Source organism: Streptomyces sp. BB1-1-1, assembly GCF_031597775.1.
Taxonomy (GTDB): domain Bacteria; phylum Actinomycetota; class Actinomycetes; order Streptomycetales; family Streptomycetaceae; genus Streptomyces; species Streptomyces thinghirensis.
Genome location: NZ_CP134203.1, coordinates 3,867,056 through 3,891,777 on the forward strand (window position 1 = coordinate 3,867,056; position 24,722 = coordinate 3,891,777).

Genomic DNA, 24,722 nt, shown 5'->3' on the forward strand with positions numbered 1-24,722 from the left:
GACCTTGCCGGGGTCGCGGGGTCTGGTCAGTCGCAAGGCACCGTTGCCGGGAGCCGGCCTGGTCCAAACGACACCCCCTAGCCTGGCCCTGTGACACGAGGGACAACAGGGGCCAGAGGGACTTCAGAGGCGCGGCGCGAGTGGCGAGGCTGGAGGGAAGCGACGCAGGACGCTCTCTACGGTCCGGCCGGTTTCTACCGCGGATCCGAGGGGCCTGCCGGGCACTTCCGAACGTCCGTGCACGCGTCGCCGCTGTTCGCCGGCGCCGTGGCGCGGCTGCTGTGCCGGGTCGACGAGGCGCTGGGGCGGCCCTCGTCGCTGGACTTCGTGGACATGGCGGCCGGGCGGGGCGAGTTGGTCACCGGAGTGCTCGCCGCGCTGCCCGCCGAGGTGGCCGCCCGCACACGCGCGTACGCCGTCGAAGTGGCCGGCCGGCCCGAGGGGCTGGACCACCGGATCGAGTGGCTCGCCGAGCCGCCGGGCGGTGGGGTGACGGGGCTGCTGTTCGCCAACGAGTGGCTGGACAACGTCCCGGTGGAGGTGGCGGAGGTGGACTCGGCGGGCGTGCCGCGGCGGGTGCTCGTGCGGGGCGACGGGGCCGAACGGCTCGGGGAGCCGGTGGACGGGGCGGAGGCCGAGTGGCTGGCGCGGTGGTGGCCGCCGGCCGGTGCGGAAGGGCCGCGGGAGGGGCTGCGGGCCGAGATCGGGCTCCCCCGGGACGCCGCCTGGGCGTCCGCCGTGGCGGCCCTGGACGGCGGGCTGGGCGGGCTGGCCGTGGCCGCCGACTACGCGCACACCAGGGACGCCCGCCCGCCGTTCGGGACCCTCACCGGCTTCCGGGAGGGGCGGGAGACGCCGCCGGTGCCGGACGGGTCGTGCGACATCACCGCGCATGTGGCGCTGGACGCGTGCGCGGCGGCCCACGCGGCGAGGTGCGCTCCGGAGCGCACCTCGCCGGCTGCTCTTCTGCGCCCCCAGCGCGATGCCCTGCGCGCCCTGGGTGTCACGGGCGCACGCCCCCCGCTCGCGTTGGCCTCCACCGACCCGGCGGCGTACGTACGCGCCCTCGCGAGCGCCTCGGAGGCCGCGGAACTGCTCGCGCGCGGCGGGCTGGGCGACTTCGTGTGGCTGCTCCAGCCGGTGGGGTCTCTCGACGCCGCCGCGCTACTTGTCGATGTCCCCGACCACGAAGAAGAGTGACCCGAGGATCGCCACCATGTCCGCGACCAGCGTCCCGGGCAACAGCTCCGCCAGCGCCTGGATGTTGTTGTACGAGGCCGAGCGCAGCTTCAGCCGGTAGGGGGTCTTCTCGCCCTTGCTGACCAGGTAGTAGCCGTTGATGCCGAGCGGGTTCTCGGTCCACGCGTACGTGTGGCCCTCGGGCGCCTTCAGCACCTTCGGGAGCCGCTGGTTGATCGGCCCGGGCGCCAGCTCGGCCAGGCGGTCCAGGCAGGCGTCGGCGAGGTCGAGGGCGTTGTGGGTCTGCTCCAGGAGGCACTCGAAGCGGGCGAGGCAGTCGCCGTCGGTGCGGGTGACGACCTTCAGGACGTCCTGGAGTTCGCCGTAGGCGAGGTACGGCTCGTCGCGGCGCAGGTCGAAGTCGACGCCGGAGGCGCGGGCGATCGGGCCGCTGACGCCGTAGGCGTGCACGGCCTCGGGCGACAGCGCGCCCACCCCGCGCGTACGCCCCCGGAAGATCTCGTTGCCGAGCACCAGGTCGTCGAAGACGTCCATGCGCGAGCGCACGGCGGCGACGGCGGCACGCGCGCGTGTGTGCCAGCCCGCCGGCAGGTCCTCCTTGAGGCCGCCGACGCGGTTGAACATGTAGTGCATGCGCCCGCCGGAGACCTCCTCCATGACGTTCTGGAGGACCTCCCGCTCCCGGAAGGCGTAGAAGACCGGGGTGATGCCGCCCAGCTCCAGCGGGTACGACCCCAGGAACATCAGGTGGTTGAGCACCCGGTTCAGCTCCGCGAGCAGCGTCCGCGTCCACACCGCGCGCGTGGGGACCTCCATGCCGAGCATCCGCTCCACGGCGAGGACCACGCCCAGCTCGTTGGAGAACGCCGACAGCCAGTCGTGGCGGTTGGCGAGCACGATGATCTGACGGTAGTCACGGGCCTCGAACAGCTTCTCCGCGCCGCGGTGCATGTAGCCGATCACGGGTTCCGCGCTCGTGATGCGCTCACCGTCCAGGACGAGCCGCAGCCGCAGCACGCCGTGCGTGGACGGATGCTGGGGCCCGATGTTGAGCACCATGTCGGTGCTCTCCGCGGCACCGCCGATACCGACCGTGGTCTCCGTCGTAGGAGTCATGCGCACAGTGTCCCCTACGTACGCTGGCCCCATGGAGACGGGGAGCCCTGACGACACGGGCACGGCGGAGGCGACGGAGCCGACGGAGCCGGTGCGGGACCAGCCGGTGTGGACCGGCCTGCCGCCGGGGCTGCTACGCATGCGGCGGCTGTTGCTGGTGGTGTGGCTGGGACTGCTGACGCTCGCCGCGGGTCTGCTGCCCGGGCTGTTCCTGGGCCCCTTCTGGGCGGCCCTGGCACTGCTGCCGGCGGCCCTGCTGGCGTGGGGCTGGGTGATGCTGGAGCGCAACTGGCGCTCCTGGCGGTACGCCGAGCGCGCCGACGACCTGCTGATCAGCCGGGGCGTGCTGTGGTGGGAGGAGACCGTCGTCCCGTACGGGCGGATGCAGCTGGTCGAGGTGACCTCGGGCCCGGTCGAGCGCCACTTCGGCCTGGCCAGTGTGCAGCTCCACACGGCCGCCGCGGCGACCGACGCGACCATCCCGGGCCTCGACCCGGCCGAGGCGGAACGCCTCCGCGACCGGCTCACCGAGCTGGGCGAGGCCCGATCGGCGGGGCTGTGACGACGCCCGGAGCGGAGCAGGGCCCGCCGGAGGCGCGGAACGGCCCACCGGGGGCCGCGGACGCCGCGGCCGGGGCCGAGGACCACTCGGGCGCCGGCGCGGACGTGAGCGAGGCCGAGGGCCGCCTGAGCGCGGACGTGAGCAAGGCCGAGGACCGCTCGGGCGCCGGCGCGAAGGTGAGCAAGGCCGAGGGCCGCCTGAACGGGGACGAGAGCGGCGCCCCCGGCCCCGGGGACGGTCTCGTCGAGCGGCGCTTGCACCCCGTCACGCCGTTGCGGCGGGCCTGGGCGCCGGTCGCCGTGATCGTCGGGTGGGCCGTGCACGACCCCGACCAGGCGCAGCGCCAGCTGTCGCGGCTGACCACGACCACACTGCTGGTCGGGCTGGCCGTACTGATCCCGGCCGCCGCCCTGTACGGCTTCATGACCTGGTGGTTCACCCACTTCGCGGTGACCGACACCGAGCTGCGCATCCGTACCGGACTGCTGTTCCGGCGCACCGCGCACATCCGGCTCGAACGGATCCAGGCCGTCGACGTCACCCAGCCGCTGCTCGCCCGCGTCGCGGGGGTCGCCAAACTGAAACTCGACGTCATAGGCACCGGCAAGAAGGACGAACTGGCCTTCCTGGGCGCCGACGAGGCACGCGCGCTGCGTGCCGAGCTGCTCGCGCGCGCGGCCGGCCTCGCGCCCGAGACCGCGCACGAGGTCGGCGAGGCGCCCTCCCGGCAACTGCTGCGCGTGCCGCCCGGCGTCCTCGCCGTCTCGCTGCTGCTGACCGGCGCGACCTGGGGCACGCTGATCGCCGCCGTCGTCGTGCCGACACTGCTGTGGCTGGCCACCCACAACCTGTGGACGGTGCTGGCGACCGCCCTGCCCCTGCTGGGCGCCGCGGGCGCCAGCAGCGCGGGCCGGTTCGTCGGGGAGTACGACTGGACGGTGGCCGAGTCCCCGGACGGGCTCCGCCTCGACCACGGGCTGCTGGACCGCGCCCACGAGACGGTTCCGCCGGGCCGGGTGCAGACGGTGCGGATCGTGGAGCCGGTGCTGTGGCGGCGGCGCGGGTGGGTGCGGGTGGAGCTGGACGTGGCCGGGTCGTCGAACTCCGTGCTGGTGCCGGTCGCCCCGCGCGAGATCGCCGAGTCGGTCGTCGCGCGCGTGCTGCCCGGGGTGACCGTGCCGACGGACGCGATGCTGTCGCGCGCACCTCGGCGGGCCGCGCGCTGCCGGCCGCTGTGGTGGCGCGGCTACGGACTCGCCGTCACCGACGCGGTCTTCGCCGCCCGGTACGGACTGCTGCGCCGCAGCCTGGCGCTGGTGCCGCACGCCAAGGTGCAGAGCGTCCGGCTCACGCAGGGGCCGTGGCAGCGGGCGCTGCGGCTGGCCGACGTACGGGTGGACACGGGCGCCAACAAGACCGTGACCGCGCGGCTGCGCGACGCCGACGAGGCGGCACGGCTGCTGCGGGCGCAGGCGGAACGCTCCCGTACCGGGCGGCGGGACGCGCTGCCGGACCGGTGGATGGCCTGAGACCGCGTCGGCTGCGCCGACCGGTGCCGGCCGGCGTCAGGACACGGCGCTGCGCAGCTGCTGTACGTCGATCTGCTCGGTCTCGTCGTGGGCCGTCAGGTCGATCACCTGGCCCACACCGCGGGACTCCTCGCCGGCCGGCTTGAAGGCGGCCTCCGTCTCGGCCTTGTGCAGGGCGAGGGCCTCCTGGCCGACCACGTCGGCGAGGTCCTCGTTCTGGACGGCCTCCAGGGCCTCGGACGACGACGTCCCGTCCTCGGACTCGGCGTTCTTCGTGCCGAAGAAGTCGAAGCCGCCCTCGACCGCCTGACGCCGCGCGGGAGTCGTCGGTGCGACGGCCACCGCGGTCGGCACCGTGAAGTGACCGGCGGTCCGCCGGGTGGGCTGGGTGGGCTGCGCGGACCGCTCGTCGGACTGGTCGGGCTGGTCGGGCTGGTCGGGCTGGTCGGGCTGGTCGGGCTGGTCGGGCTGGTCGGGCTGAGTGGCCGGGGAGGCGGTGCCGGTGCGCTCGTGCCCGTCGACCGCCTCGGGCTGCCCCTGTGCCTCGTCCTCCCGCGCGGCCTCGGCCGCCTCCGCGCTCTCGCCGCCGCCGCTGCCGCCGCCGTCCCCGTCGTCGCCACCGCCGTCGGAGTCGCCGCCGCCGTCACGGTCGCCGCCGTCCGGGGCGGCGGCCGGCCGTCCCTCGTCGAAGCGCGCCAGCGCCGCGTTCGCCCGCAGGAACAGCCGGGAACCCTCGGGAGAGAACACGGCGGGGGCATCCTCGACCGCCTCCTCGACCGCCTCGGCGGCCTCCTCGGTGGCCGCGGTGTCCTCGGCGGGCGTCTCCTCCACCGGCCCCGACCGCGCCGCCGGCAGCGCGGGCGTCTGCGGCACGGCCTCTATCTCCAGCAGGCGGCGGCCCTCCAGCGCGGTGGCCCGCTCGGTCTCCGCCGTGGCGTAGCGCCGCAGCAGGGCGGCGTGCTCGTTGCGCAGTCCCGCCAGCTCCGTGCGCTTCGCCCGCAGCCGGTGCTCCAGCTTCACGCGCAGCTCGCGCGACTCCTCCAGGTCGGACTCCAGTTCGGCGACCCGTTCCTCGTAACGCCACTCGTCGCTCGCACGCGCGCGCGTGAGGTCGGCGACGCGCCTGCCCGCCTGCGCGTCCCAGTGACGCATGACGACCGCGCCGACGACGGCCGTCACCGCGGCGGCCGCGGCCAGTGAGCGCAGGATCATCGCTTCGCTGAACACCCATGGGCCGACGGCACAGACGACGGAGACGCCGGCGATCGCCGACGGAGGAAGCAGCCTGTGCAGGGGCGGGGAATGGCGGTGACGTCCACGTGGCATGGCCAGAAACTTACCGCGCGTAGGCGAATCTTGGCGCCCCGCCCCGTAAAAACACAGCCATCTCCGACGCTTTCACACGGCATCAGGAATCCACATGCCCAACGGTGGGCGAATTACTTCAAGATCATTTCCGGCGTTCGCACGTCACCGCTCGTCGAGCCACTCCAGGGTCGCGGGAATCTCGCGCCGCCACGTATTGAAGTTGTGCCCGCCGCTTTCCAGGATGATCGACGAGATGCGTGTCGGCTTCCTGTCCTTCACCCGCTCAATGAACTTCAGCGTGTCTTTGTAGTTCGTCTCGCCGGACCTGCTGCTGGTGACGAGCAGTGAAGTGTCGGGCGCGGGCAAGTTCTTGAGACACCACCACAGGTCGGCGCGGTTCTTCCGTCCCTTGTCGCCCTGGAAGAGGTCGCCCGTGGTGGGATCGCTGGGCGCGTCGTAGTAGGCGGAGAGCCCGGCCCCCGCGCCGTACACCTCGGGATGGTGCATGGCGAGCTTCAGGGCGCAGTAACCGCCGGTCGAGTTGCCGACGACGCCCCAGCCGCCCGGCCCGCGGTCCACGCGGTAGTGGGCGCTCACGGCCTCGGGCAGGTCCTTGGCGAAGAACGACTCCGTCTGCGGGCCGCCCGGGACGTCCACGCACTCCGTGTCGCGCGGCGGCGCCACCGTGGGCCGCAGCATCACCAGGATCATCGGCCGCATCCGGCCCGCCTCGGCCAGGTCGAACGCCGTACGCGGGTAGTGGAGCTTGTCCACCAGCGCCGACGCCGTCCCCGGATAGCCGGTCAGGACGACGGCCGCGGGGAACGTACGCGCGCGGTGCCGTGCCTGGAAGTACTCCGGCGGCAGATACACGTACGCGGGCGACGCGATCCGCGTCGTACGGCCGACGACCTGTATCTCCTGGATCCGCCCGCCGACCTCCGGCCGCGCCCCGACCGCCCGGCCGACCCGCCGGTCGCCGACGACCCGGAGCGGGCCGCCGGCCTCGTCGGCCGAGTGGTCGACGACCACGCCCCGGCCGTTCTCCCGGCCGAACAGGTCGGCCCAGCTGCCGTAGAACCCGAAGGACTGGTTGGCCACCAGCCCCACCGCGGCGAAGACCGCCAGCTGGGTGGCGAACAGCAGCCCCACCCGCCCGAGGACCGCCCGCCAGGTACGCCGGGCCAGCCGCGGCCACAGCCACACCGTGCCGGCGAACAGCAGCACGCCGGACAGGACCGCCAGCGCCAGCACCTTGTTGCTTGTGAGACCCATGCGTTGCTACCTGCCTGCGCTTTCCATGCGTCCGTTCGGGCCGTCCGCCCGGACCACCACCCCCGCGCACCCTCCGGGGTTTCCGAAGTCGGGAGTGAACCTCTCCCGCCAAGACACCGTCCTAGAGGGCGCAATGTCGCCGGATGCCCGAAACGGGCCCGGATCCACGGTCTCTCGCAGAACTACGGGTGCGATGTCTGTCAGGACAGATGAGGAAATGTCGGGTGCGGTTCCGACGAAGCCCACGAGCGTACGCCGGGTGCTGCGCGGCCCTCGCCCGGAGACCGTGCCCCTCCTCGTCGGCCGCGCCTGCGCGCTCGTGGGCCTGCTGGACATCGCCGCCGGCGTCTTCCCGCGGTTCCGGCACAGCCGTATGCACGCCCTCGCCGAGGTACTGCCCGGCGCGTTCGGCCCGTTCGCGGCGGCACTCTCGCTCAGCGCCGGGGTGCTGTTGCTGCTGCTCGCCCACGGACTCAAGCGCCGTAAACGCCGGGCGTGGCGGGCGGCCGTGGCCCTGCTGCCGCTCGGCGCCGTCGCGCAGTTCACCTACCGGCACTCCCTCGTCGGGGTGCTGATCTCCCTCGCGCTGCTCCTGCCCCTGCTGCGGCACCGGGACCAGTTCGCGGCGCTGCCCGACCCGCGCAGCCGGTGGCGGGCGCTCGCCAACTTCGTGCTCATGGGCGCCGGTTCCCTCGCCCTCGGCCTCGTCGTCGTCAACGCCCACCCGCACCGCATGGTCGGCGACCCGAGCCTGGCCGACCGCCTCACCCACGTGCTGTACGGCCTGTTCGGCGTCGAGGGCCCGGTCGACTACTGGGGCAACACCTCCTGGACGGTCGCGTTCTCCCTCGGCGCCCTCGGCCTGCTCACCGCCATCACCACCGTTTACCTGGCCTTCCGCCCCGAACACCCCGCCGCCCGCCTCACCGAGGACGACGAGGCCCGCCTGCGGGACCTGCTGGCCAGACACGGCGGCCGCGACTCCCTCGGCCACTTCGCGCTGCGCCGGGACAAGGCCGTCGTCTTCTCCCCCAGCGGCAAGGCGGCGGTGACGTACCGCGTCGTCTCCGGCGTGATGCTGGCCAGCGGCGACCCGATCGGCGACGTCGAGGCCTGGCCCGGCGCCATCGAACGGTTCATGGACGAGGCCCGCGCCCACTCCTGGACGCCCGCCGTCATGGGCTGCTCCGAGACCGGCGGCGAGGTGTGGACCCGCGAGACCGGGCTCGACGCCCTCGAACTGGGCGACGAGGCGGTGGTGGACGTCGCGGATTTCTCCCTGGCCGGCCGCGCGATGCGCAACGTGCGCCAGATGGTCAAGCGCATCGAGCGCGCCGGTTACGAGACCCGGGTACGGCGCGTGGCTGACCTCGGCGACGCCGAACTGGACCGCGTCCGCCGCGCCGCCGACGACTGGCGCGGCACCGACACCGAGCGGGGCTTCTCCATGGCGCTGGGCCGCATCGGCGACCCCTCCGACGGGGACTGCCTGATAGCCACCGCGCACAAGCAGGACGCCGAGCCCGGCGAGTACGGCGACCTGAAGGCGATCCTGCACTTCGTGCCGTGGGGCCCCGACGGGGTGTCGCTCGACCTGATGCGCCGCGACCGCTCGGCCGACCCCGGCATGAACGAGCTGCTGATCGTGGCCGCGCTCCAGGCCGCCCCGAAGCTCGGGATCGCGCGGGTCTCGCTGAACTTCGCCATGTTCCGCGCGGCGCTCGCCCGAGGCGAGAAGATCGGTGCGGGGCCGGTGCTGCGGGCCTGGCGCGGACTGCTGGTGTTCCTCTCCCGGTGGTTCCAGATCGAGTCCCTGTACAAGTTCAACGCCAAGTTCCGCCCCCGGTGGGAACCCCGTTTCGTGGTGTACCGCGCCTCCGCCGACCTGCCCCGCATCGGCTTCGCCGCCATGCAGGCCGAGGGCTTCGTCACCCTCGCCCCGCCCCTGCCCCGCTTCCTGCGCCGCCGCACCACCGCGCGCCGCCCGTGCGCCCACCGGGTGATGGAGCAGGACGCCCGGGCGGCGTGAGAGATCCGCGTGCGCGAAGCGGCTCCCCGCCCCGCGGGGCCGGGCCGCGCGGGAAGGCCGCCACCTGCGGGGCCTACGCTGAACACATGAGCAAGCAGACCGGCCGCCGCCACCTGGCGGGACTGACCGCATGGGACCGCTGCGCGGTCATGGGGGTCGTCAACGTGACCCCCGACTCCTTCTCCGACGGCGGCCGCTTCTTCGACACCACGGCCGCCATCAAGCACGGCCTCGACCTGGTCGCCGAGGGCGCCGACCTGGTGGACGTCGGCGGCGAGTCCACCCGTCCCGGCGCGACCCGCGTCGACGAGGACGAGGAGCTCAGGCGCGTGGTCCCGGTCGTGCGCGGCCTGGCCTCCGAGGGCGTCACGATCTCCGTCGACACGATGCGCGCCTCGGTCGCCGAGCAGGCCCTCGCGGCGGGCGCCGCCCTGGTCAACGACGTCAGCGGCGGCCTCGCCGACCCCCGGATGATCCCGGTCGTCGCCGATGCCGACGCGCCCTTCGTCGTCATGCACTGGCGCGGCCTCCTGGAGGGCGGGAACGTCAGGGGCGCCTACGAGGACGTCGTCGCCGAGGTCGTGGACGAGCTGCACGCGCGCGTGGCGGCGGTCGTCGAGGGCGGCGTCTCGCCCGACCGCGTCGTCGTCGACCCGGGGCTCGGCTTCTCCAAGGACGCCGAGCACGACCTGGTGCTGCTGGCCCACCTCGACCGCCTCCACGGCCTCGGCCATCCGCTGCTCGTCGCCGCCTCCCGCAAGCGGTTCCTCGGCCGGGTCCTCGCCGGGCCGGGGGCCTCCCCGCCGCCCGCGCGCGAGCGCGACGCGGCCACCGCCGCCGTCTCCGCGCTCGCGGCGCACGCCGGCGCGTGGGCCGTACGCGTGCACGAGGTACGCGCCACCGCCGACGCGGTACGGGTCGCGCGCGCCGTCGAAGGGGCCCGGACGGCGGGCAGCGGCCCGGAAGGTGCCCGGTGAACGCGCCGCACATCGACGTGGAGCAGGTCGAGGCCGCCAACACCGCCTTCTACGAGGCGCTGGAGCAGGGCGATTTCGAGAAGGTGTCCGAGTTCTGGCTCACCCCGTCCGACCTGGGCGTCGACGAGTCGTACCACGACCCGGCCGACGCCGGCGTGGTCTCCTGCGTGCACCCCGGCTGGCCGGTGCTCACCGGCCGCGGCGAGGTGCTCCGCTCCTACGCGCTGATCATGGCGAACACCGACTACATCCAGTTCTTCCTCACCGACGTGCACGTCTCCGTGACCGGCGACACCGCCCTGGTGACCTGCACCGAGAACATCCTCAGCGGCGGCCCCGCCCCCGAGGGCGGCGACGAGCTCGGTCCGCTCGTGGGCCAGCTCGTGGTCGCCACCAACGCGTTCCGGCGCACGCCCTCCGGCTGGAAACTCTGGTCGCACCACGCCTCCCCCGTGATGGCCGAGACGGAGGACGAGGAGGGCGAGGAGACACCTTCCTGACCCGGGAGAACCAAGAAGTGGTTGGAATCACGGACCGGCGGGTATGGGCGGCTACCAACCCGTGATCCACCGGGACCGCCAGGGCAAACGCACGGTGAAACCTCCTGGCCTCCACCCGGCCCCACACCCCCCGTGGCCCGGCACTGTCGGTGCCCGCGGGTAGATTCGACTGAGGTCGGCGTACCGCCCGCACGCGGTGCGCACCGGCCGAGACCGACGACTGCAGGAGTGATTCGCGTGGATCGTGTCGCGCTGCGCGGCCTCAAGGCCCGCGGGCACCACGGTGTGTTCCCCAAGGAGCGCGAGGACGGCCAGACCTTCCTCGTGGACATCGTCCTTGGCCTGGACACCCGACCGGCCGCGGCCGACGACGACCTGGCGAAGACCGTGCACTACGGCATCGTGGCCGAGGAGGTCGTGGCCGTGGTCGAGGGCGAGCCCGTCAACCTGGTCGAGACGCTCGCCGAGCGCATCGCCCAGGTCTGCCTGAAACACGAAGGGGTCGAGGAGGTCGAGGTCTGCGTCCACAAGCCGGACGCTCCGATCACCGTCCCCTTCAACGACGTGACCGTCACCATCATCCGGAGCCGTGTATGAGCGCCCCCTTCACCAAGGGTCCCAGCGACCCGACCGTACAGCCGGTGCCCGCCTCCGTCATCGAGCAGGTCGACGCCGCCGACACCACGCTGTCCAACCCCAAGCGCGCGGTGATCGCCCTCGGCGCCAACCTCGGCAACCGCCTGGAGACCCTCCAGGGCGCCATCGACGCGCTGGAGGACACCCCGGGCGTGCGGGTCAAAGAAGTCTCGCCGGTGTACGAGACGGAGCCGTGGGGCGTCGACCCCGACAGCCAGCCGTCGTACTTCAACGCGGTCGTGATCCTCAAGACCACCCTGCCCCCGTCCTCCCTGCTGGAGCGGGCGCACGCCGTGGAGGAGGCCTTCCACCGCGTCCGCGACGAGCGCTGGGGCCCGCGCACCCTCGACGTCGACATCGTCGCCTACGCCGAGGTCGTCTCCGACGACCCGCACCTCACCCTGCCCCACCCGCGCGCCCACGAACGCGCCTTCGTGCTCGCCCCCTGGCACGACGTGGACCCCGGGGCCCAGCTGCCCGGACACGGCCCGGTCGCCGACCTCCTGGACTCCGTCACCAGGGACGGCATCGCGCCCCGCGCCGACCTGGAACTCCGGCTGCCCGAGTAGTCGTTAAGGTCGACAGGGTCGGACGGCCACGCAGGGGAACCGAAGGGACACCGGGACACCGTGAAAGAGTTGCGCATCAGGGTGCTGGCCGGCGTGTTCGTCGTGGCCGGGATCCTGTCCTGGGCGGGCGCCCGTCTGTGGAACTCGATCGGGACTCTCCCGAGCGTCCCCCTGGCCGCCCCCGTCGTGCTCGCGCTGATCGCCGTGATCCTGCTGGCGACGGCCCTGTCGATCCGCGCCCGTCTGAAGGCCCAGCGGGACCGTGTCCCGGACGCCAAGGGCGTCGACCCGATGATGGCGGCCCGTGCGGTCGTCTTCGGCCAGGCCAGCGCCCTGGTGGCCGCCCTCGTCGCCGGTATGTACGGCGGCATGGGCGCCTTCCTGCTGGAGTACCTCGACGTCCCGGCCCGCCGCGACCAGGCCATCTACGCCGGCTTCTCGGTCGTGGCGGGCATCGGCGTGATAGCGGCCGCGATCTTCCTGGAGCGCGTCTGCAAGCTCCCGGAGGACGAGGACGACGACCACCCGGGCGCGGCCACGGCGGCCTGACCCGCCTCCGCGCCGACGGCCGCGTGCGGTCCGCCAGGCTCGGCGCCGACGGGCGTCAGCGCGCCATTATCAGGCTCATCGCCTCGTTGCGCGTGGCGACGTCGCGCAGCTGGCCGCGCACCGCCGACGTCAGGGTCTTCGCGCCGGGCTTGCGAATGCCGCGCATCGACATGCACATGTGCTCGCACTCCACGACGACGATCACACCGCGCGGCTCCAGGATCTCCATCAGGGAGTCCGCGATCTGCGTGGTGAGACGTTCCTGCACCTGCGGGCGGCGGGCATAGACGTCCACGAGACGCGCCAGCTTGGACAGACCGGTGATCTTGCCGTTGGTGGACGGGATGTAGCCGACGTGCGCCACGCCGCGGAACGGCACCAGGTGGTGCTCGCAGGTCGAGAACACCTCGATGTCCTTCACCAGGACCATCTCGTCGTGCCCGAGGTCGAACGTCGTCGTCAGCACGTCCCCGGGCTCCTGCCACAGCCCCGCGAAAATCTCCTTGTACGCCCGCGCCACGCGCGCCGGCGTCTCCCGCAGACCCTCGCGGTCCGGGTCCTCGCCGACCGCGATCAGCAGTTCGCGTACGGCGTTCTCGGCCCGCTTCTCGTCGAACTCGCCGATCTGGCCCTCGCCGTCCAGCGTCACGGGGTCGGTCATCTGGTGCCTCGTTCCTGTCCTGTCCTGCGGTCGGCATACGGAAATGCCGCACCCCCCAAGGCTAGAACCTGGGGGGCGCGGCATACATTCCGGGCCTGGTGGGGCCGCCGGGAGTGGCTGGGTCAGCTCTCCGGGCGTTCCTCCGGGGCTCGTTCCGGAGCCGGGGCCGGCTCCGGCGTGGTGCTCTTGGCGGTGGAGATCGCCGCCGGCGCGCCGTTCGCTCCGTTCGTCAGGGCGAGCTCCTTCGGGGAGAGCACCGGCGGACGGGTCGAGGGCGTGCGGCGGGAGGAGCCGGTCCAGGCGGGCCGGGCCGGGCGCTTGACGATCTGGGCGAAGACCTCGGCGATCTCCTCCTTGCCGAGCGTCTCCTTCTCCAGCAGGGCGAGGACGAGGTTGTCGAGGACGTCGCGGTTCTCGACCAGGATCTCCCAGGCCTCGTTGTGCGCCGTCTCGATGAGCTTCTTGACCTCTTCGTCGACCAGCGCGGCGACCTCTTCCGAGTAGTCGCGCTGGTGACCCATCTCACGACCCAGGAACGGCTCGCTGTTGTCGCCGCCGAACTTGATCGCGCCGAGACGCTCGGTCATGCCGTACTGAGTGACCATCGCGCGGGCCACGCTGGTGGCCTTCTCGATGTCGTTGGCGGCACCCGTCGTCGGGTCGTGGAAGACCAGTTCCTCGGCCGCGCGGCCGCCCAGCATGTAGGCGAGCTGGTCGAGCATCTCGTTGCGCGTGGTCGAGTACTTGTCCTCGTCCGGGAGCACCATCGTGTAACCGAGGGCCCGGCCTCTCGACAGGATCGTGATCTTGTGGACCGGATCGGAGTTCGGTGAGGCCGCCGCGACCAGGGCGTGTCCGCCCTCGTGGTACGCGGTGATCTTCTTCTCCTTGTCCGACATGATCCGGGTCCGCTTCTGCGGGCCCGCGACCACACGGTCGATCGCCTCGTCCAGCATGTGGTTGTCGATCAGCTTCTGGTCGCTGCGGGCCGTCAGCAGGGCGGCCTCGTTCAGCACGTTGGCCAGATCGGCACCGGTCATGCCGGGCGTACGGCGGGCGACGGCCGACAGGTCGACGTCGGGAGCGACCGGCTTGCCCTTCTGATGAACCTTGAGGATCTCCAGACGGCCCTGCATGTCCGGACGGTCGACGGCGATCTGCCGGTCGAAGCGGCCGGGGCGCAGCAGCGCCGGGTCGAGGATGTCCGGACGGTTCGTCGCGGCGATGAGGATCACGCCGCCCTTGACGTCGAAGCCGTCCATCTCGACGAGCAGCTGGTTCAGCGTCTGCTCACGCTCGTCGTGACCGCCGCCGAGGCCGGCGCCGCGGTGGCGGCCGACCGCGTCGATCTCGTCGACGAAGACGATGGCGGGCGCGTTCGCCTTGGCCTGCTCGAACAGGTCACGGACCCGGGAGGCACCGACACCGACGAACATCTCGACGAAGTCGGAACCGGAGATCGAGTAGAACGGCACGCCCGCCTCGCCCGCGACGGCACGCGCGAGCAGGGTCTTGCCGGTGCCGGGCGGGCCGTACAGCAGCACGCCCTTGGGGATCTTGGCGCCGACGGCCTGGAACTTGGCCGGCTCCTGCAGGAACTCCTTGATCTCGTGGAGTTCCTCGACGGCCTCGTCCGAGCCGGCGACGTCCGAGAACGTCGTCTTCGGGGTGTCCTTGGTGATGAGCTTCGCCTTGGACTTGCCGAAGTTCATGACGCGGGAGCCGCCGCCCTGCATCTGGTTCATCAGGAACAGGAAGATGACCACGATGAGGACGAACGGAAGCAGGGTGATCAGAAGCCCGACGAACGGGTTCTGCTTCGACGGCGACACCGTGTAGCCGTCGGGGATCTGCTTGTCCTGGTACTTGTTCTGCAGCGTGCTGGCGAGGGTCACGCCCTGGTCGCCGATGTAGCTCGCCTGGATCTTCGAGCTGCCCTCGACCTTTTCGCCGTCCTTGAGCTGAACCTTGATGTTCTGCTCGTCGCCGGTGGTCAGCTTGGCCGACTCGACCCTGTTGTCGTTGATCGCCTGGACGACCTGGCCAGTGTCCACCGTCTTGTAGCCGCCGGACGAGCCGACGACCTGCATCAACACGACCACGGCAAGGACGGCCAGCACGATCCACATGATTGGCCCACGGAAGTATCGCTTCACGTCCATCCACACGGAGCGGTGCCGCCCCGTCCCTCCTGCCATAGTGAGTTTGATAAGACAGTTCTTCTGACGGTACCCCAGCCCGGCGGCCGTCAGCCGCACGGGACCGCTGGCTTCCCGTCTGCATGCTCCAACGGCGCGGAGGCCTCCGGGGTTCCCGGTAACCCCCCGAAACGCCGTGGAGCCCGCTACGAGGCCGTGTCAGCCGCCGTAGACGTGGGGCGCGAGCGTACCCACGAACGGGAGGTTCCGGTACTTCTCTGCGTAGTCGAGGCCGTAGCCGACGACGAACTCGTTGGGGATGTCGAATCCGACCCACTCCACGTCGATGGCGACCTTCGCGGCGTCCGGCTTGCGCAGCAGCGTGCACACCTTGAGGGAGGCGGGCTCGCGCGAGCCGAGGTTGGAGATCAGCCAGGACAGGGTCAGGCCGGAGTCGATGATGTCCTCGACGATCAGGACGTGCCTGCCCTTGATGTCGGTGTCGAGGTCCTTGAGGATCCGCACCACGCCGGAGGACTGGGTGCCCGCGCCGTACGAGGACACCGCCATCCAGTCCATCGTGACAGGGGTGGACAGCGACCGGGCGAGGTCCGCCATGACCATCACGGCGCCCTTGAGGACACCGACGATGAGCAGGTCCTTGCCCGCGTACTCCGCGTCGATCTTCGCGGCCAGCTCGGCCAGCTTCGCGTCGATCTCTTCCTTGGTGATGAGTACCTTCTCGAGGTCGGCACCCATGTCGTTCGCGTCCACCCGCATCACTTTCGGTCGTCCCACCGGCCACTCCGGAGCGCCCCGGCGATCCGTACGCGGATCGGTGGGGGGGTCCGGATTCAGCCTTGCCGAATCACCAGTCTGCCACCCTGCCGCTGGGCGACGACTTTGCCGGGGAGGTTGATGGCCCCCTGACCGCGCCAGCCGGTGATCAGCCGGTCGATTTCCTCGATGTGGCGGGCGAACAGCGCACCCGCGGGGGCGCCGGCCTCGATGGCGGCGCGGCGCAGGATCCGGCGGCGTACGGCGGGCGGGAGGGCGTAGAGCTTGGCGCACTCCAGCATGCCCCGCGCGTCGCGGACACCGGCCTCGGCCTGGCGGGCCCAGGTGTCGAGGGCGTCGGCGTCGTCCCGGGAGAGTTGCGCCGTACGGGCGAGGGCCTCGACGACGCCCTTGCCGAGCGCCTTCTCCAGGGCGGGCAGGCCCTCGTGGCGCAGCCGGGAGCGGGTGTACGCCGGGTCGGCGTTGTGCGGGTCGTCCCAGACGGGCAGGGACTGGACCATGCAGGCCTTGCGGGCGGTCTGCCGGTCGACCTGGAGGAAGGGGCGCCGGTAACGGCCGCCGGCCCCCGAGACCGCGGCCATGCCCGACAGGGAGCGGATGCCGGAGCCGCGGGCGAGGCCCAGCAGGACGGTCTCGGCCTGGTCGTCGCGGGTGTGGCCGAGCAGGACGGCGGCGGCGCCGTGGCGGGCGGCGGCGGCGTCCAGGGCGGCGTAGCGGGCGTCGCGGGCGGCGGCTTCGGGCCCGCCCCCGCGGCCGACGGTCACGGCGGTGGCCTCGACGGGGTCCAGGCCGAGTTCGCGCAGGCGCAGGACGACCTCTTCGGCGCGCAGGTCCGAGCCGTTCTGCAGGCCGTGGTCGACGGTGACGCCGCCGGCGCGGATGCCGAGGCGGGGGGCCTCGAAGGCGAGGGCGGAGGCGAGTGCCATGGAGTCGGCGCCGCCGGAGCAGGCCACGAGCACGAGCGGCGACGCCGGGAGTCCGGCCTCGCGGTCCGGCACGCGGTCGGCGGCCGTCGCGGCGGGAACGCCGGCCGTGGTTTTCAGTTCGGTGAGGATGTCGTGGAGGACGCGGCGGACCGCCAGGCGTATCGCCGCGACCGCAGGATGGGGACCCATGTCCGGTGCCCTTCATGAAGTTGTCGGGGGGTGAGCCCGAGATTCGGTCACTCAGAGTGTGTAGATGGTGACAGAAACGGGCCGTTCCCCGAGCATCGCACGCCTGTCGAGGGCTTACGGTCCCTCGGACGGGTGATTGGAGGGGCGTTCGACTGCCGTCGGCCGGATTCGTTTCACGCCCCCTCCGCGGGGCTCACGACTCCGGCTTGCGGTGCACCCGCGCGATCCAGTCCGCCGGTTTGGCGATCTCCGACTTGGTGGGGAGGGTGTTGGGCGAGGTCCAGACGCGGTTGAAACCGTCCATGCCGCACTCGTCGACGACGGCCCGCACGAAGCGTTCGCCGTCCCGGTACTGGCGGAGCTTGGCGTCCAGGCCGAGCAGCTTGCGCAGCGCCAGGTCGAGGCGGGAGGCGCCCTTGGCGCGGCGCTGCTGGAACTTCTCGCGGATCTCCCCGACGCTCGGCACGACCGCCGGGCCGACGCCGTCCATCACGAAGTCGGCGTGCCCCTCCAGCAGGGACATCACGGCGGTGAGCCGGCCGAGGACCTCCCGCTGGGCCGGGGTCTGCACCAGCTCCACCAGCGACCGGCCGCCGTCGTCCTCCTCGGCCTCGGGGCGGCCCCCGGCGAGCGTCTGGGCGGCCTCGCGGACCCGCTCCAGCACGGTCATGGGGTCGACGTCGGTCTCCGCGAGGAACGACTGGATTTCGCCCTCCAGGTGGTCGCGCAGCCAGGGCACCGCGGTGAACTGCGTGCGGTGCGTCTCCTCGTGCAGGCAGACCCACAGGCGGAAGTCGTGGGGCTCGACGTCCAGTTCGCGCTCCACGTGCACGATGTTCGGCGCGACGAGCAGCAGCCGGCCGCCGCCGTTCGCACCGGCGGGGAGTTCGCGGGTGGCCGGGGCGAAGGTCTCGTACTGGCCGAGGACGCGCGAGGACAGGAACGACAGCAGCATGCCCAGCTCCACGCCGGTGACCTTGCCGCCGACGGCACCGAGGACCGCGTTGCCCGCGCCGTCGCCGCGCCGCTCCTGCATCTTCTCCAGCAGGGGCTTGAGGATCTCCCGGAACCCGGCGACGTTCGCCCGGACCCAGCCGGGGCGGTCGACGACGAGGACGGGGGTGTCGTGGATCTCGTCGGTGGCCATACGGGTGAAGCCTCGGACGTGTTCCTCCGAGACCTTGGCATGGCGGCGGAGTTCCGCGACGACGGCCCTGGCCTCGTCGCGGCTCACCTCGGGTCCCGGCCGTACGAGCCGGGTCGCGGTCGCCACCGCGAGGTTCCAGTCGACCATGCCGGAAGATGCGCCGATGCTCGTCATGCGTCAACGGTACGTGAGCGCTGCCGCTGGGGGCAGGCTGTGCGGGGCGCCGGGGTGGGCGGTGGGGTTGGCAAGGGCCGGAGTCCGTTGGAAGCGCACCCGGCGTTGTGGGCCGTGCCCACCCGTTCCGCCCTGCGGAACGACTGCCCACGGCGGTGCGGCGCGCGACCGCCCGCAGCTAGGCGGAGCCGGACGCCAGGGTCGTCGCCAAGCGGTCCAGGGTGTTCTGGGCCGCCCACGCGTCCGTCGTGTCCGAGGCCAGGAAGGCGAAGCCCAGGAGGCGGCCCTCTTCGGTGACCATGGTGCCGGCGAGGGTGTTGACGCCCGTCAGGGTGCCGGTCTTGGCGCGGACCAGGCCGGCCGCGCCGTCCGTGTAGCGGCTGGTCAGCGTGCCGGTGAAGCCGGCGACGGGGAGGCCGGTGAGGACGGGGCGGAGCTCGGGCCGGTCCGGGTCGGCGGCCTTGGCCAGCAGGGCGGTGAGCAGCTCGGCGGTGATCCGGTCGGTGCGGTCCAGGCCGCTGCCGTCGTGGAAGCGAGCGCCGCGCACGGGCAGGCCCAGCTGCTTCAGGCGGGCCGGAACGGCGGCGGAGACCCCGTCGAAGTCTGCGGCCTCGCCGGACGCCAGGGCCGTGTGGCGGGCCAGGGCCTCGGCGATGTCGTTGTCGCTGTTGGTCAGCATCCGCTCGACCAGGGACGCCAGTGGGGGCGAGGAGACGGTGGCGAGGGTGTCGGCGCGGTCGGTCGCCTTGGAGGGGCCGGGGGGCGACGCGGTGATGCCGTGCCGCTTCAGGAAGCCGGCGAAGGTGCGGGCTGCGTCGGCGGCCGGGTCGGGCACGCGCGGGGCGGGGCCGCTGGTGGAGTCGTCCGTACGGGCCTCGTCGGCCATCAGGGCGGTGACGCGGGCGAGGTTCTCGTTGACCCCGATCGGGTGCGTTTCCGTACCGGCGTAGAGCGTCGTGTCGTAGGACAGCGTCACCTTGCGCACGTCCCGCTTCTTCAGGGCGGTGGCCGTCTTCTCGGCGAGGGTGCGCAGGCTCGCGAGGCCTCTGGCGTCCTTGCGCGCGGTGAGGGTGGGGTCGCCGCCGCCGACCAGGACGAGTTCGCCGGTGTCGGCCTCCAGGGCGGTGCGGGTGGTGAGGCGGTGGTCGGGGCCGAGGGCGGTGAGGGCGGCGACGGCGGTGGCGATCTTGGTGGTGGAGGCGGGGGTGAGCGCCGTGTCGGCGCCGCGGCCGTACAGGCGCTTGCCGGTGGTGAGGTCGACGACGGCCGCCCCCCGGTGGGTGCCGAGCGCCGGGTCGTCGAGGAGGGGCCCGAGGACGTCCGCGAGGGCCTTGGCGGTCGGCGCCGCCTTGGCCCCGCCCGGTACTCCGCCGGAGTCGTCGCCGAGGCCCGCCAGGACGGAGTCGGCGCTGGGCGCGGGGCGGGGCGCCCCGGACGTCGTACCGGATCCGCGGCCGTGATCTACGCCACCCGTGCGCTCCAGGGCGACGGCCCGGTCCCGCTCGGCCGTACGCTGACCCGTGGAGTCCCAGGGGCCGGCGGCGGTCACCACACCGGCGGCGAGAGCCAGCCCGGCGGTGGCGGCGCCGGCGGTGTACTGCCAGGTCTTCGGCCGCGTGACCCGGGCGAGCTGCGGCGCCGTGGCCCGCGCGAACCGCGCGAACCGCGGTTTGGCGGCCCGCGCGGCGCGTGCCAGGCGCGGACGTACGACGCCCGCGGCGCGCACCACGTGCGGTCTCGCGGCCCGCCAAGGCCTCAGCTCTGGCACTATCACCAGCCCCTTTCGCGATCACACACCTGCGTGAGGGACACTTAATCACCAGAACTATGTGCTGATCATGGAGGAGCGTCCGGTGGAGTTCGACGTCACGATCGAGATCCCGAAGGGTTCGCGGAACAAGTACGAGGTGGACCACGAGACCGGTCGTATCCGCCTGGACCGCCGCCTCTTCACCTCGACCGCCTACCCGACCGACTACGGCTTCGTCGAGAACACCCTCGGCGAGGACGGCGACCCGCTGGACGCGCTGGTCATCCTGGACGAGCCGACCTTCCCGGGCTGCCTCATCCGCTGCCGCGCGATCGGCATGTTCCGGATGACGGACGAGGCCGGCGGCGACGACAAGCTGCTGTGCGTGCCGTCGACCGACCCGCGCGTGGAGCACCTGCGTGACATCCACCACGTGTCGGAGTTCGACCGCCTGGAGATCCAGCACTTCTTCGAGGTCTACAAGGACCTGGAGCCCGGCAAGTCCGTCGAGGGCGCCGACTGGGTGGGCCGCACCGAGGCCGAGGCCGAGATCGAGCGGTCCTACAAGCGCTTCAAGGACCAGGGCGGCCACTGATCACTGATCAGGTCACTTCCGTAACGGGCCGCACGCATGACGCGTGCGGCCCGTTCACGTTTGGCTGCGCATACTGAGGGCTACAGGCAGGAGGGTGTGTACGGATCAGGGAGCGTTGCGCAGGTGACGGAGGCGGAGGACCGCAAGCCGCAGTCGGACGAGGCCCGCAGTGCCTTCCGGCCGCCCGGCTCAGTCGCGGCGTCGATCGACGGCGAGTCGTCGACGACGTCCGAGTTCGAGATCCCGCAGGGGCTGGCCGTCCCGCGGCACGCCGGCTCGGAGTCCGAGACGACTTCGGAGTTCTCGCTGCCGGAGGGGCTGGACACGCTCCCGGCGGCGCCCGCGGAGGACGAGGGGTCGGCGTTCACCACGCCCAGCACGTACCACGCCTGGACCGCGCCGGCCGCGTTCACTCCGGCGAGCGGCTTCCCGGCGGTGAACCTCACGGACGTGCCCTGGCAGGACCGGATGCGCACGATGCTGCGCATGCCGGTGGCCGAGCGGCCCGCGCCCGAGACGGCGCAGCGGCACGACGACGACACCGGCCCGGCCGTCCCGCGCGTGCTCGACCTGACCCTGCGTATCGGGGAGCTGCTGCTGGCGGGCGGTGAGGGCGCCGAGGACGTGGAGGCGGCGATGTTCGCCGTCTGCCGGTCCTACGGCCTGGACCGCTGCGAGCCGAACGTCACCTTCACTCTGCTCTCGATCTCCCACCAGCCGTCCCTGGTCGAGGACCCGGTGACGGCCTCCCGGACGGTCCGCCGCCGGGGCACCGACTACACGCGGCTCGCGGCCGTCTTCCACCTGGTGGACGACCTCAGCGACCCGGACACGAACATCTCCCTGGAGGAGGCCTACCGGCGCCTCGCGGAGATGCGCCGCAACCGGCACCCGTACCCCACCTGGGTGCTGACCACGGCGAGCGGACTGCTCGCGGGCGCGGCATCCGTGCTCGTCGGCGGTGGGCTGACCGTGTTCGTCGCGGCCATGCTGGGCTCGATGCTCGGCGACCGGCTGGCCTGGCTGTGCGCCGGGCGCGGGCTGCCGGAGTTCTACCAGTTCGCGGTGGCCGCGATGCCGCCGGCCGCGATGGGGATCGCGCTGACGCTGGTCCATGTCGACGTGAAGGCGTCGGCGGTCATCACCGGTGGCCTGTTCGCGCTGCTGCCGGGGCGGGCGCTGGTCGCGGGGGTGCAGGACGGACTGACCGGCTTCTACATCACCGCCGCGGCGCGCCTGCTGGAGGTCATGTACTTCTTCGTGAGCATCGTCGCCGGGGTGCTGGTCGTGCTGTACTTCGGCGTCCAGCTGGGCGCCGAGCTCAATCCGGACGCCCAGCTGGGCACGGGCGACGAGCCCCTCGTCCAGATCGGCGCGTCGATGCTGCTGTCGCTGGCCTTCGCGATCCTGCTCCAGCAGGAACGATCCACCGTACTGGCGGTCACCCTCAACGGGGGCGTCGCCTGGAGCGTGTACGGCGCGATGCACATCGCCGGTGACATCTCGCCGGTGGCGTCCACGGCCGCCGCGGCGGGGCTGGTGGGCCTGTTCGGGCAGCTGATGTCCCGGTACCGGTTCGCGTCGGCGCTGCCGTACACGACCGCGGCCATCGGGCCGCTGCTGCCCGGTTCGGCGACGTACTTCGGGCTGCTGGCGATCGCGCAGAGCGAGGTCGACAAGGGGCTCGTGTCCCTGTCGACGGCCGTGGCGCTCGCCATGGCCATCGCCATCGGGGTGAACCTCGGTGGGGAGATCTCGCGGCTGTTCCTGAAGGTGCCCGGCGCCGCGAGTGCCGCGGGACGCCGGGCGGCGAAGCGGACGCGAGGGTTCTAGCGCCGGGTACCTACGGGCGGGGAACCTCAGTACCCCTGGTTGTAGGGGGACTGTCCCCCGCCCTGCTGGTCGCCGTACGGCTGCTGACCGTAGTTCTGCGGGTACTGCTGGGCGTACGGCTGCTGCTGGCCGTAGGGCTGGTCGTACGGCTGCTGCTGCGGCTGCTGGTACTGCTGCTGGGGCGGGTACGGGTCCACCCTGCGGAGCTGGGTCGTGGCGTCGTCCATGACCGGGTACTGGGGCTGCTGGTACTGCTGCTGCACCGGCGTCGGCTGCGGCTCGGCGGCGGCGCGCTTCTTCTTGCCGCGTTCGCGGAGGTACTCGATGGCGATCGGGACGACCGAGAGCACGACGATCAGGACCAGGATCGGCTCGACGTTGGTCCGGATGAACTCGATCTGGCCGAGCCAGTAGCCCGCGAGGGTGACGCCGGAGCCCCAGGCCACGCCACCGATGATGTTGTACGTCAGGAAGGTGCGGTACTTCATGCGGCCGGCGCCCGCCACGATGGGGGCGAAGGTGCGCACGATCGGCACGAAGCGGGCCAGGACGATCGCCTTGGGCCCGTACTTCTCCATGAACTCGTGGGCCTTGTCCAGGTTCTCCTGTTTGAAGAGCTTGGAGTTGGGGCGGTTGAAGAGCTTGGGACCGAGGAACTTGCCGATCATGTAGCCCACTTGGTCGCCGATGACGGCGGCCAGCACGATCAGGGTGCACACCAGCCACAGCGGCTGGCTGATGTACTCGCCCTGGGCGACGAAGAGGCCCGCGGTGAACAGCAGCGAGTCGCCGGGCAGGAACGCGAAGAGTCCGGACTCGGCGAAGACGATGAGCAGGATGCCCGGCAGAGCGAAGGTCTCGATCAGGTAGTCCGGGCTGAGCCACTCGGGGCCGAGCGCAAGGGTGGTCACGGGATTGTGGCTCCTGCTGCTGGGGGGAGGCGGGCTGGGACCTGGCTGCCCAAACGTATAACGCAGCCGTGGCGTTCCAGGTTCCACGGGAGTCCTGGGGGTGCACTGTGACGTTCCCCGGGGAAACCTGAGAACCATGGGTATTGAAGAATACGGCGGCGGACAGGGCCCCGGGCCCGAGGTGCTCGTCGTGACCACGAACGACCTGCCGGGCCATCGCGTGCAGGAGGTGCTCGGGGAGGTCTTCGGACTGACCGTGCGCTCCCGGCACCTGGGGAGCCAGATCGGTGCCGGGCTGAAGTCGATGGTCGGCGGTGAGCTGCGCGGGCTCACGAAGACGCTGGTCGAGACCCGCAACGAGGCGATGGAGCGCCTGGTCGAGCAGGCACGCGCGCGTGGCGCCAACGCGGTGCTGGCGTTCCGCTTCGACGTGACGGCGGCCGCGGACGTGGGCACCGAGGTGTGCGCGTACGGGACGGCGGTGGTCGTGGCCCGGGAGTGAGACCCGGGCCACGACCACCGCTCAAGGCGCTCAGGGAGTGTGCCGGACGGCGTTCGCGAGGATCGCGTCGCGCATGTAGGCGGCGAGGCCCGGCCCCGCGGCGTCGATGTTTCGCGTGAAACGTTCGTCCGACACGTACATCTCGCCCAGGCAGGTGTGCATCTCGTACCCGCAGTCGTAGTGATTGCGGGCGATCCCCTGCCGGTGGTCCTCGGCGACGTCCATGGCCGCCTCGGAATCGGCGGGCTCACCGGCGTCCATCAGGGCGACGAAGCGCCGGGTGAGCTCGTCGGCCTCGTCCTGGATGCGCTGCCAGTCCTCCTTGGTGTACGAGGCGGTCTTCTGCCGCGACTGGCGGTAGGCGTCGGTGTCGCCCCAGCGTTCCTGGACCTCCTCCTGGTACTCGTCGGGGTCGAAGTCGCCGAAGACCTCGAACTTCTCCTCGGGCGTGAGGTTGATGCCCATGCTGCGTGCCTCCATGGCCTGCTCAACGGCCGCCGCCATCTTCTCCAGCTTCTCGATCCGGGCGGTCAGCAACTCGTGCTGGCGGCGCAGGTGCGCGCGCGGGTCCACATCCGGGTCGTCGAGCAGGGCGGCGACCTCGTCGAGCGGGAAGCCCAGCTCCCGGTAGAACAGGATCTGCTGCAGCCGGTCGAGGTCGGCGTCGTTGTAACGCCGGTGGCCCGCGTGGCTGCGCTCGCTGGGTACGAGCAGGCCGATGTCGTCGTAGTGGTGCAGGGTGCGCACCGTCACTCCGGCGAAGCCGGCGACCTGTCCTACGGAGTAGCTCACTTCCGCTCCTTCCTCTGACGCCCTCCACGCTGCCGCCTCACGTGACGTGAGGTGCA

23 protein-coding genes are annotated in these 24,722 nt (G+C 72.1%); 12 read left to right on the forward strand and 11 right to left on the reverse strand.

All coding sequences use genetic code 11. The annotated features are described in order from the left end of the window. The first annotated feature begins 90 nt into the window (after window positions 1–90). On the forward strand, window positions 91–1,200 hold the full coding sequence (locus RI578_RS17755) for an SAM-dependent methyltransferase (protein ID WP_310871981.1): 1,110 nt from the start codon (window positions 91–93) through the stop codon (window positions 1,198–1,200). Here RI578_RS17755 and RI578_RS17760 read toward each other — a convergent pair. Continuing rightward, window positions 1,165–2,316 carry an NADH-quinone oxidoreductase subunit D gene (locus RI578_RS17760; RefSeq protein WP_310871982.1) on the reverse strand — a complete coding sequence of 384 codons (1,152 nt, stop codon included), beginning with the start codon at window positions 2,314–2,316 and terminating at the stop codon, window positions 1,165–1,167. The two genes, RI578_RS17755 and RI578_RS17760, sit on opposite strands and share 36 nt — an antisense overlap. A gap of 31 nt (window positions 2,317–2,347) precedes the next feature. Here RI578_RS17760 and RI578_RS17765 point away from each other — a divergent pair, with 31 nt between their 5' ends. Next, a complete protein-coding gene (locus tag RI578_RS17765) occupies window positions 2,348–2,878 on the forward strand; it encodes a PH domain-containing protein (RefSeq protein ID WP_310871983.1) in 531 nt (176 codons plus the stop codon). A gap of 197 nt (window positions 2,879–3,075) precedes the next feature. Beyond that, on the forward strand, window positions 3,076–4,407 hold the full coding sequence (locus tag RI578_RS17770; protein WP_310875796.1) for a PH domain-containing protein: 1,332 nt from the start codon (window positions 3,076–3,078) through the stop codon (window positions 4,405–4,407). A gap of 36 nt (window positions 4,408–4,443) precedes the next feature. On the opposite strand, the gene RI578_RS17775 is transcribed toward RI578_RS17770, so the two are convergent. Next, window positions 4,444–5,733, reverse strand: a complete 1,290-nt coding sequence (locus RI578_RS17775) for a hypothetical protein (RefSeq protein WP_310871984.1) — start codon at window positions 5,731–5,733, stop codon at window positions 4,444–4,446. Window positions 5,734–5,877: 144 nt separating this feature from the next. Next, window positions 5,878–6,990: an alpha/beta hydrolase-fold protein gene (locus tag RI578_RS17780; protein ID WP_310871985.1), complete on the reverse strand. Its 1,113-nt coding sequence runs from the start codon at window positions 6,988–6,990 to the stop codon at window positions 5,878–5,880. A gap of 217 nt (window positions 6,991–7,207) precedes the next feature. Here RI578_RS17780 and RI578_RS17785 point away from each other — a divergent pair, with 217 nt between their 5' ends. The 6 genes from RI578_RS17785 (at window position 7,208) to RI578_RS17810 (ending at window position 12,250) form a co-directional block, all read left to right on the forward strand. Beyond that, window positions 7,208–9,019 (forward strand): phosphatidylglycerol lysyltransferase domain-containing protein, encoded by a 1,812-nt coding sequence (locus tag RI578_RS17785; protein WP_310871986.1) that lies wholly within the window; start codon window positions 7,208–7,210, stop codon window positions 9,017–9,019. A gap of 86 nt (window positions 9,020–9,105) precedes the next feature. Then, window positions 9,106–9,996: a dihydropteroate synthase gene (folP, locus tag RI578_RS17790; RefSeq protein WP_310871987.1), complete on the forward strand. Its 891-nt coding sequence runs from the start codon at window positions 9,106–9,108 to the stop codon at window positions 9,994–9,996. Next, window positions 9,993–10,496 carry a nuclear transport factor 2 family protein gene (locus RI578_RS17795; RefSeq protein ID WP_310871988.1) on the forward strand — a complete coding sequence of 168 codons (504 nt, stop codon included), beginning with the start codon at window positions 9,993–9,995 and terminating at the stop codon, window positions 10,494–10,496. Before folP ends, RI578_RS17795 begins: the two co-directional genes overlap by 4 nt. Window positions 10,497–10,733: 237 nt before the next feature. Beyond that, entirely contained in the window at window positions 10,734–11,093 is a 360-nt protein-coding gene (gene folB, locus RI578_RS17800) for a dihydroneopterin aldolase (RefSeq protein ID WP_310871989.1), read from the forward strand. Continuing rightward, entirely contained in the window at window positions 11,090–11,701 is a 612-nt protein-coding gene (gene folK, locus RI578_RS17805; protein ID WP_310871990.1) for a 2-amino-4-hydroxy-6-hydroxymethyldihydropteridine diphosphokinase, read from the forward strand. The genes folB and folK overlap by 4 nt, the downstream gene beginning before the upstream one ends. 60 nt (window positions 11,702–11,761) lie before the next feature. Beyond that, window positions 11,762–12,250 carry a DUF3180 domain-containing protein gene (locus RI578_RS17810; RefSeq protein WP_310871991.1) on the forward strand — a complete coding sequence of 163 codons (489 nt, stop codon included), beginning with the start codon at window positions 11,762–11,764 and terminating at the stop codon, window positions 12,248–12,250. A 55-nt stretch (window positions 12,251–12,305) separates the two neighbouring features. Here RI578_RS17810 and folE read toward each other — a convergent pair whose 3' ends face one another. From folE to dacB, 6 genes are all read right to left on the reverse strand, one after another. Beyond that, window positions 12,306–12,911, reverse strand: a complete 606-nt coding sequence (gene folE, locus RI578_RS17815; protein ID WP_310871992.1) for a GTP cyclohydrolase I FolE — start codon at window positions 12,909–12,911, stop codon at window positions 12,306–12,308. A 122-nt stretch (window positions 12,912–13,033) separates the two neighbouring features. Next, window positions 13,034–15,073, reverse strand: coding sequence for an ATP-dependent zinc metalloprotease FtsH (gene ftsH / locus RI578_RS17820; RefSeq protein WP_310875797.1), 2,040 nt, complete (start codon window positions 15,071–15,073; stop codon window positions 13,034–13,036). A 195-nt stretch (window positions 15,074–15,268) separates the two neighbouring features. Beyond that, complete coding sequence (hpt, locus tag RI578_RS17825; protein ID WP_238696629.1) at window positions 15,269–15,808, reverse strand: hypoxanthine phosphoribosyltransferase; 540 nt, start codon at window positions 15,806–15,808, stop codon at window positions 15,269–15,271. Between the two features lie 95 nt (window positions 15,809–15,903). Continuing rightward, entirely contained in the window at window positions 15,904–16,962 is a 1,059-nt protein-coding gene (gene tilS, locus RI578_RS17830; RefSeq protein ID WP_310871993.1) for a tRNA lysidine(34) synthetase TilS, read from the reverse strand. A gap of 193 nt (window positions 16,963–17,155) precedes the next feature. Beyond that, window positions 17,156–18,283 (reverse strand): zinc-dependent metalloprotease, encoded by a 1,128-nt coding sequence (locus RI578_RS17835; protein ID WP_310871994.1) that lies wholly within the window; start codon window positions 18,281–18,283, stop codon window positions 17,156–17,158. 178 nt (window positions 18,284–18,461) lie between these two features. Beyond that, the gene (dacB, locus tag RI578_RS17840; protein WP_310871995.1) at window positions 18,462–20,057 is read right to left on the reverse strand and encodes a D-alanyl-D-alanine carboxypeptidase/D-alanyl-D-alanine-endopeptidase; all 1,596 of its coding nucleotides are present in this window, start codon (window positions 20,055–20,057) and stop codon (window positions 18,462–18,464) included. Between the two features lie 79 nt (window positions 20,058–20,136). Here dacB and RI578_RS17845 point away from each other — a divergent pair, with 79 nt between their 5' ends. Then, a complete protein-coding gene (locus RI578_RS17845) occupies window positions 20,137–20,628 on the forward strand; it encodes an inorganic diphosphatase (protein WP_003975424.1) in 492 nt (163 codons plus the stop codon). Between the two features lie 123 nt (window positions 20,629–20,751). Continuing rightward, window positions 20,752–22,461: a threonine/serine exporter family protein gene (locus RI578_RS17850; RefSeq protein WP_310871996.1), complete on the forward strand. Its 1,710-nt coding sequence runs from the start codon at window positions 20,752–20,754 to the stop codon at window positions 22,459–22,461. Window positions 22,462–22,487: 26 nt separating this feature from the next. Here RI578_RS17850 and RI578_RS17855 read toward each other — a convergent pair whose 3' ends face one another. Next, complete coding sequence (locus tag RI578_RS17855; protein WP_310871997.1) at window positions 22,488–23,372, reverse strand: VTT domain-containing protein; 885 nt, start codon at window positions 23,370–23,372, stop codon at window positions 22,488–22,490. 136 nt (window positions 23,373–23,508) lie between these two features. Between RI578_RS17855 and RI578_RS17860 the strand changes: the two genes are divergently transcribed. Continuing rightward, a complete protein-coding gene (locus RI578_RS17860) occupies window positions 23,509–23,874 on the forward strand; it encodes a YbjQ family protein (protein ID WP_073726677.1) in 366 nt (121 codons plus the stop codon). Between the two features lie 30 nt (window positions 23,875–23,904). Here the strand turns inward: RI578_RS17860 and RI578_RS17865 are convergent, their stop codons facing one another. Further along, a complete protein-coding gene (locus RI578_RS17865) occupies window positions 23,905–24,666 on the reverse strand; it encodes a MerR family transcriptional regulator (protein ID WP_310871998.1) in 762 nt (253 codons plus the stop codon). Window positions 24,667–24,722 lie beyond the last annotated feature (56 nt).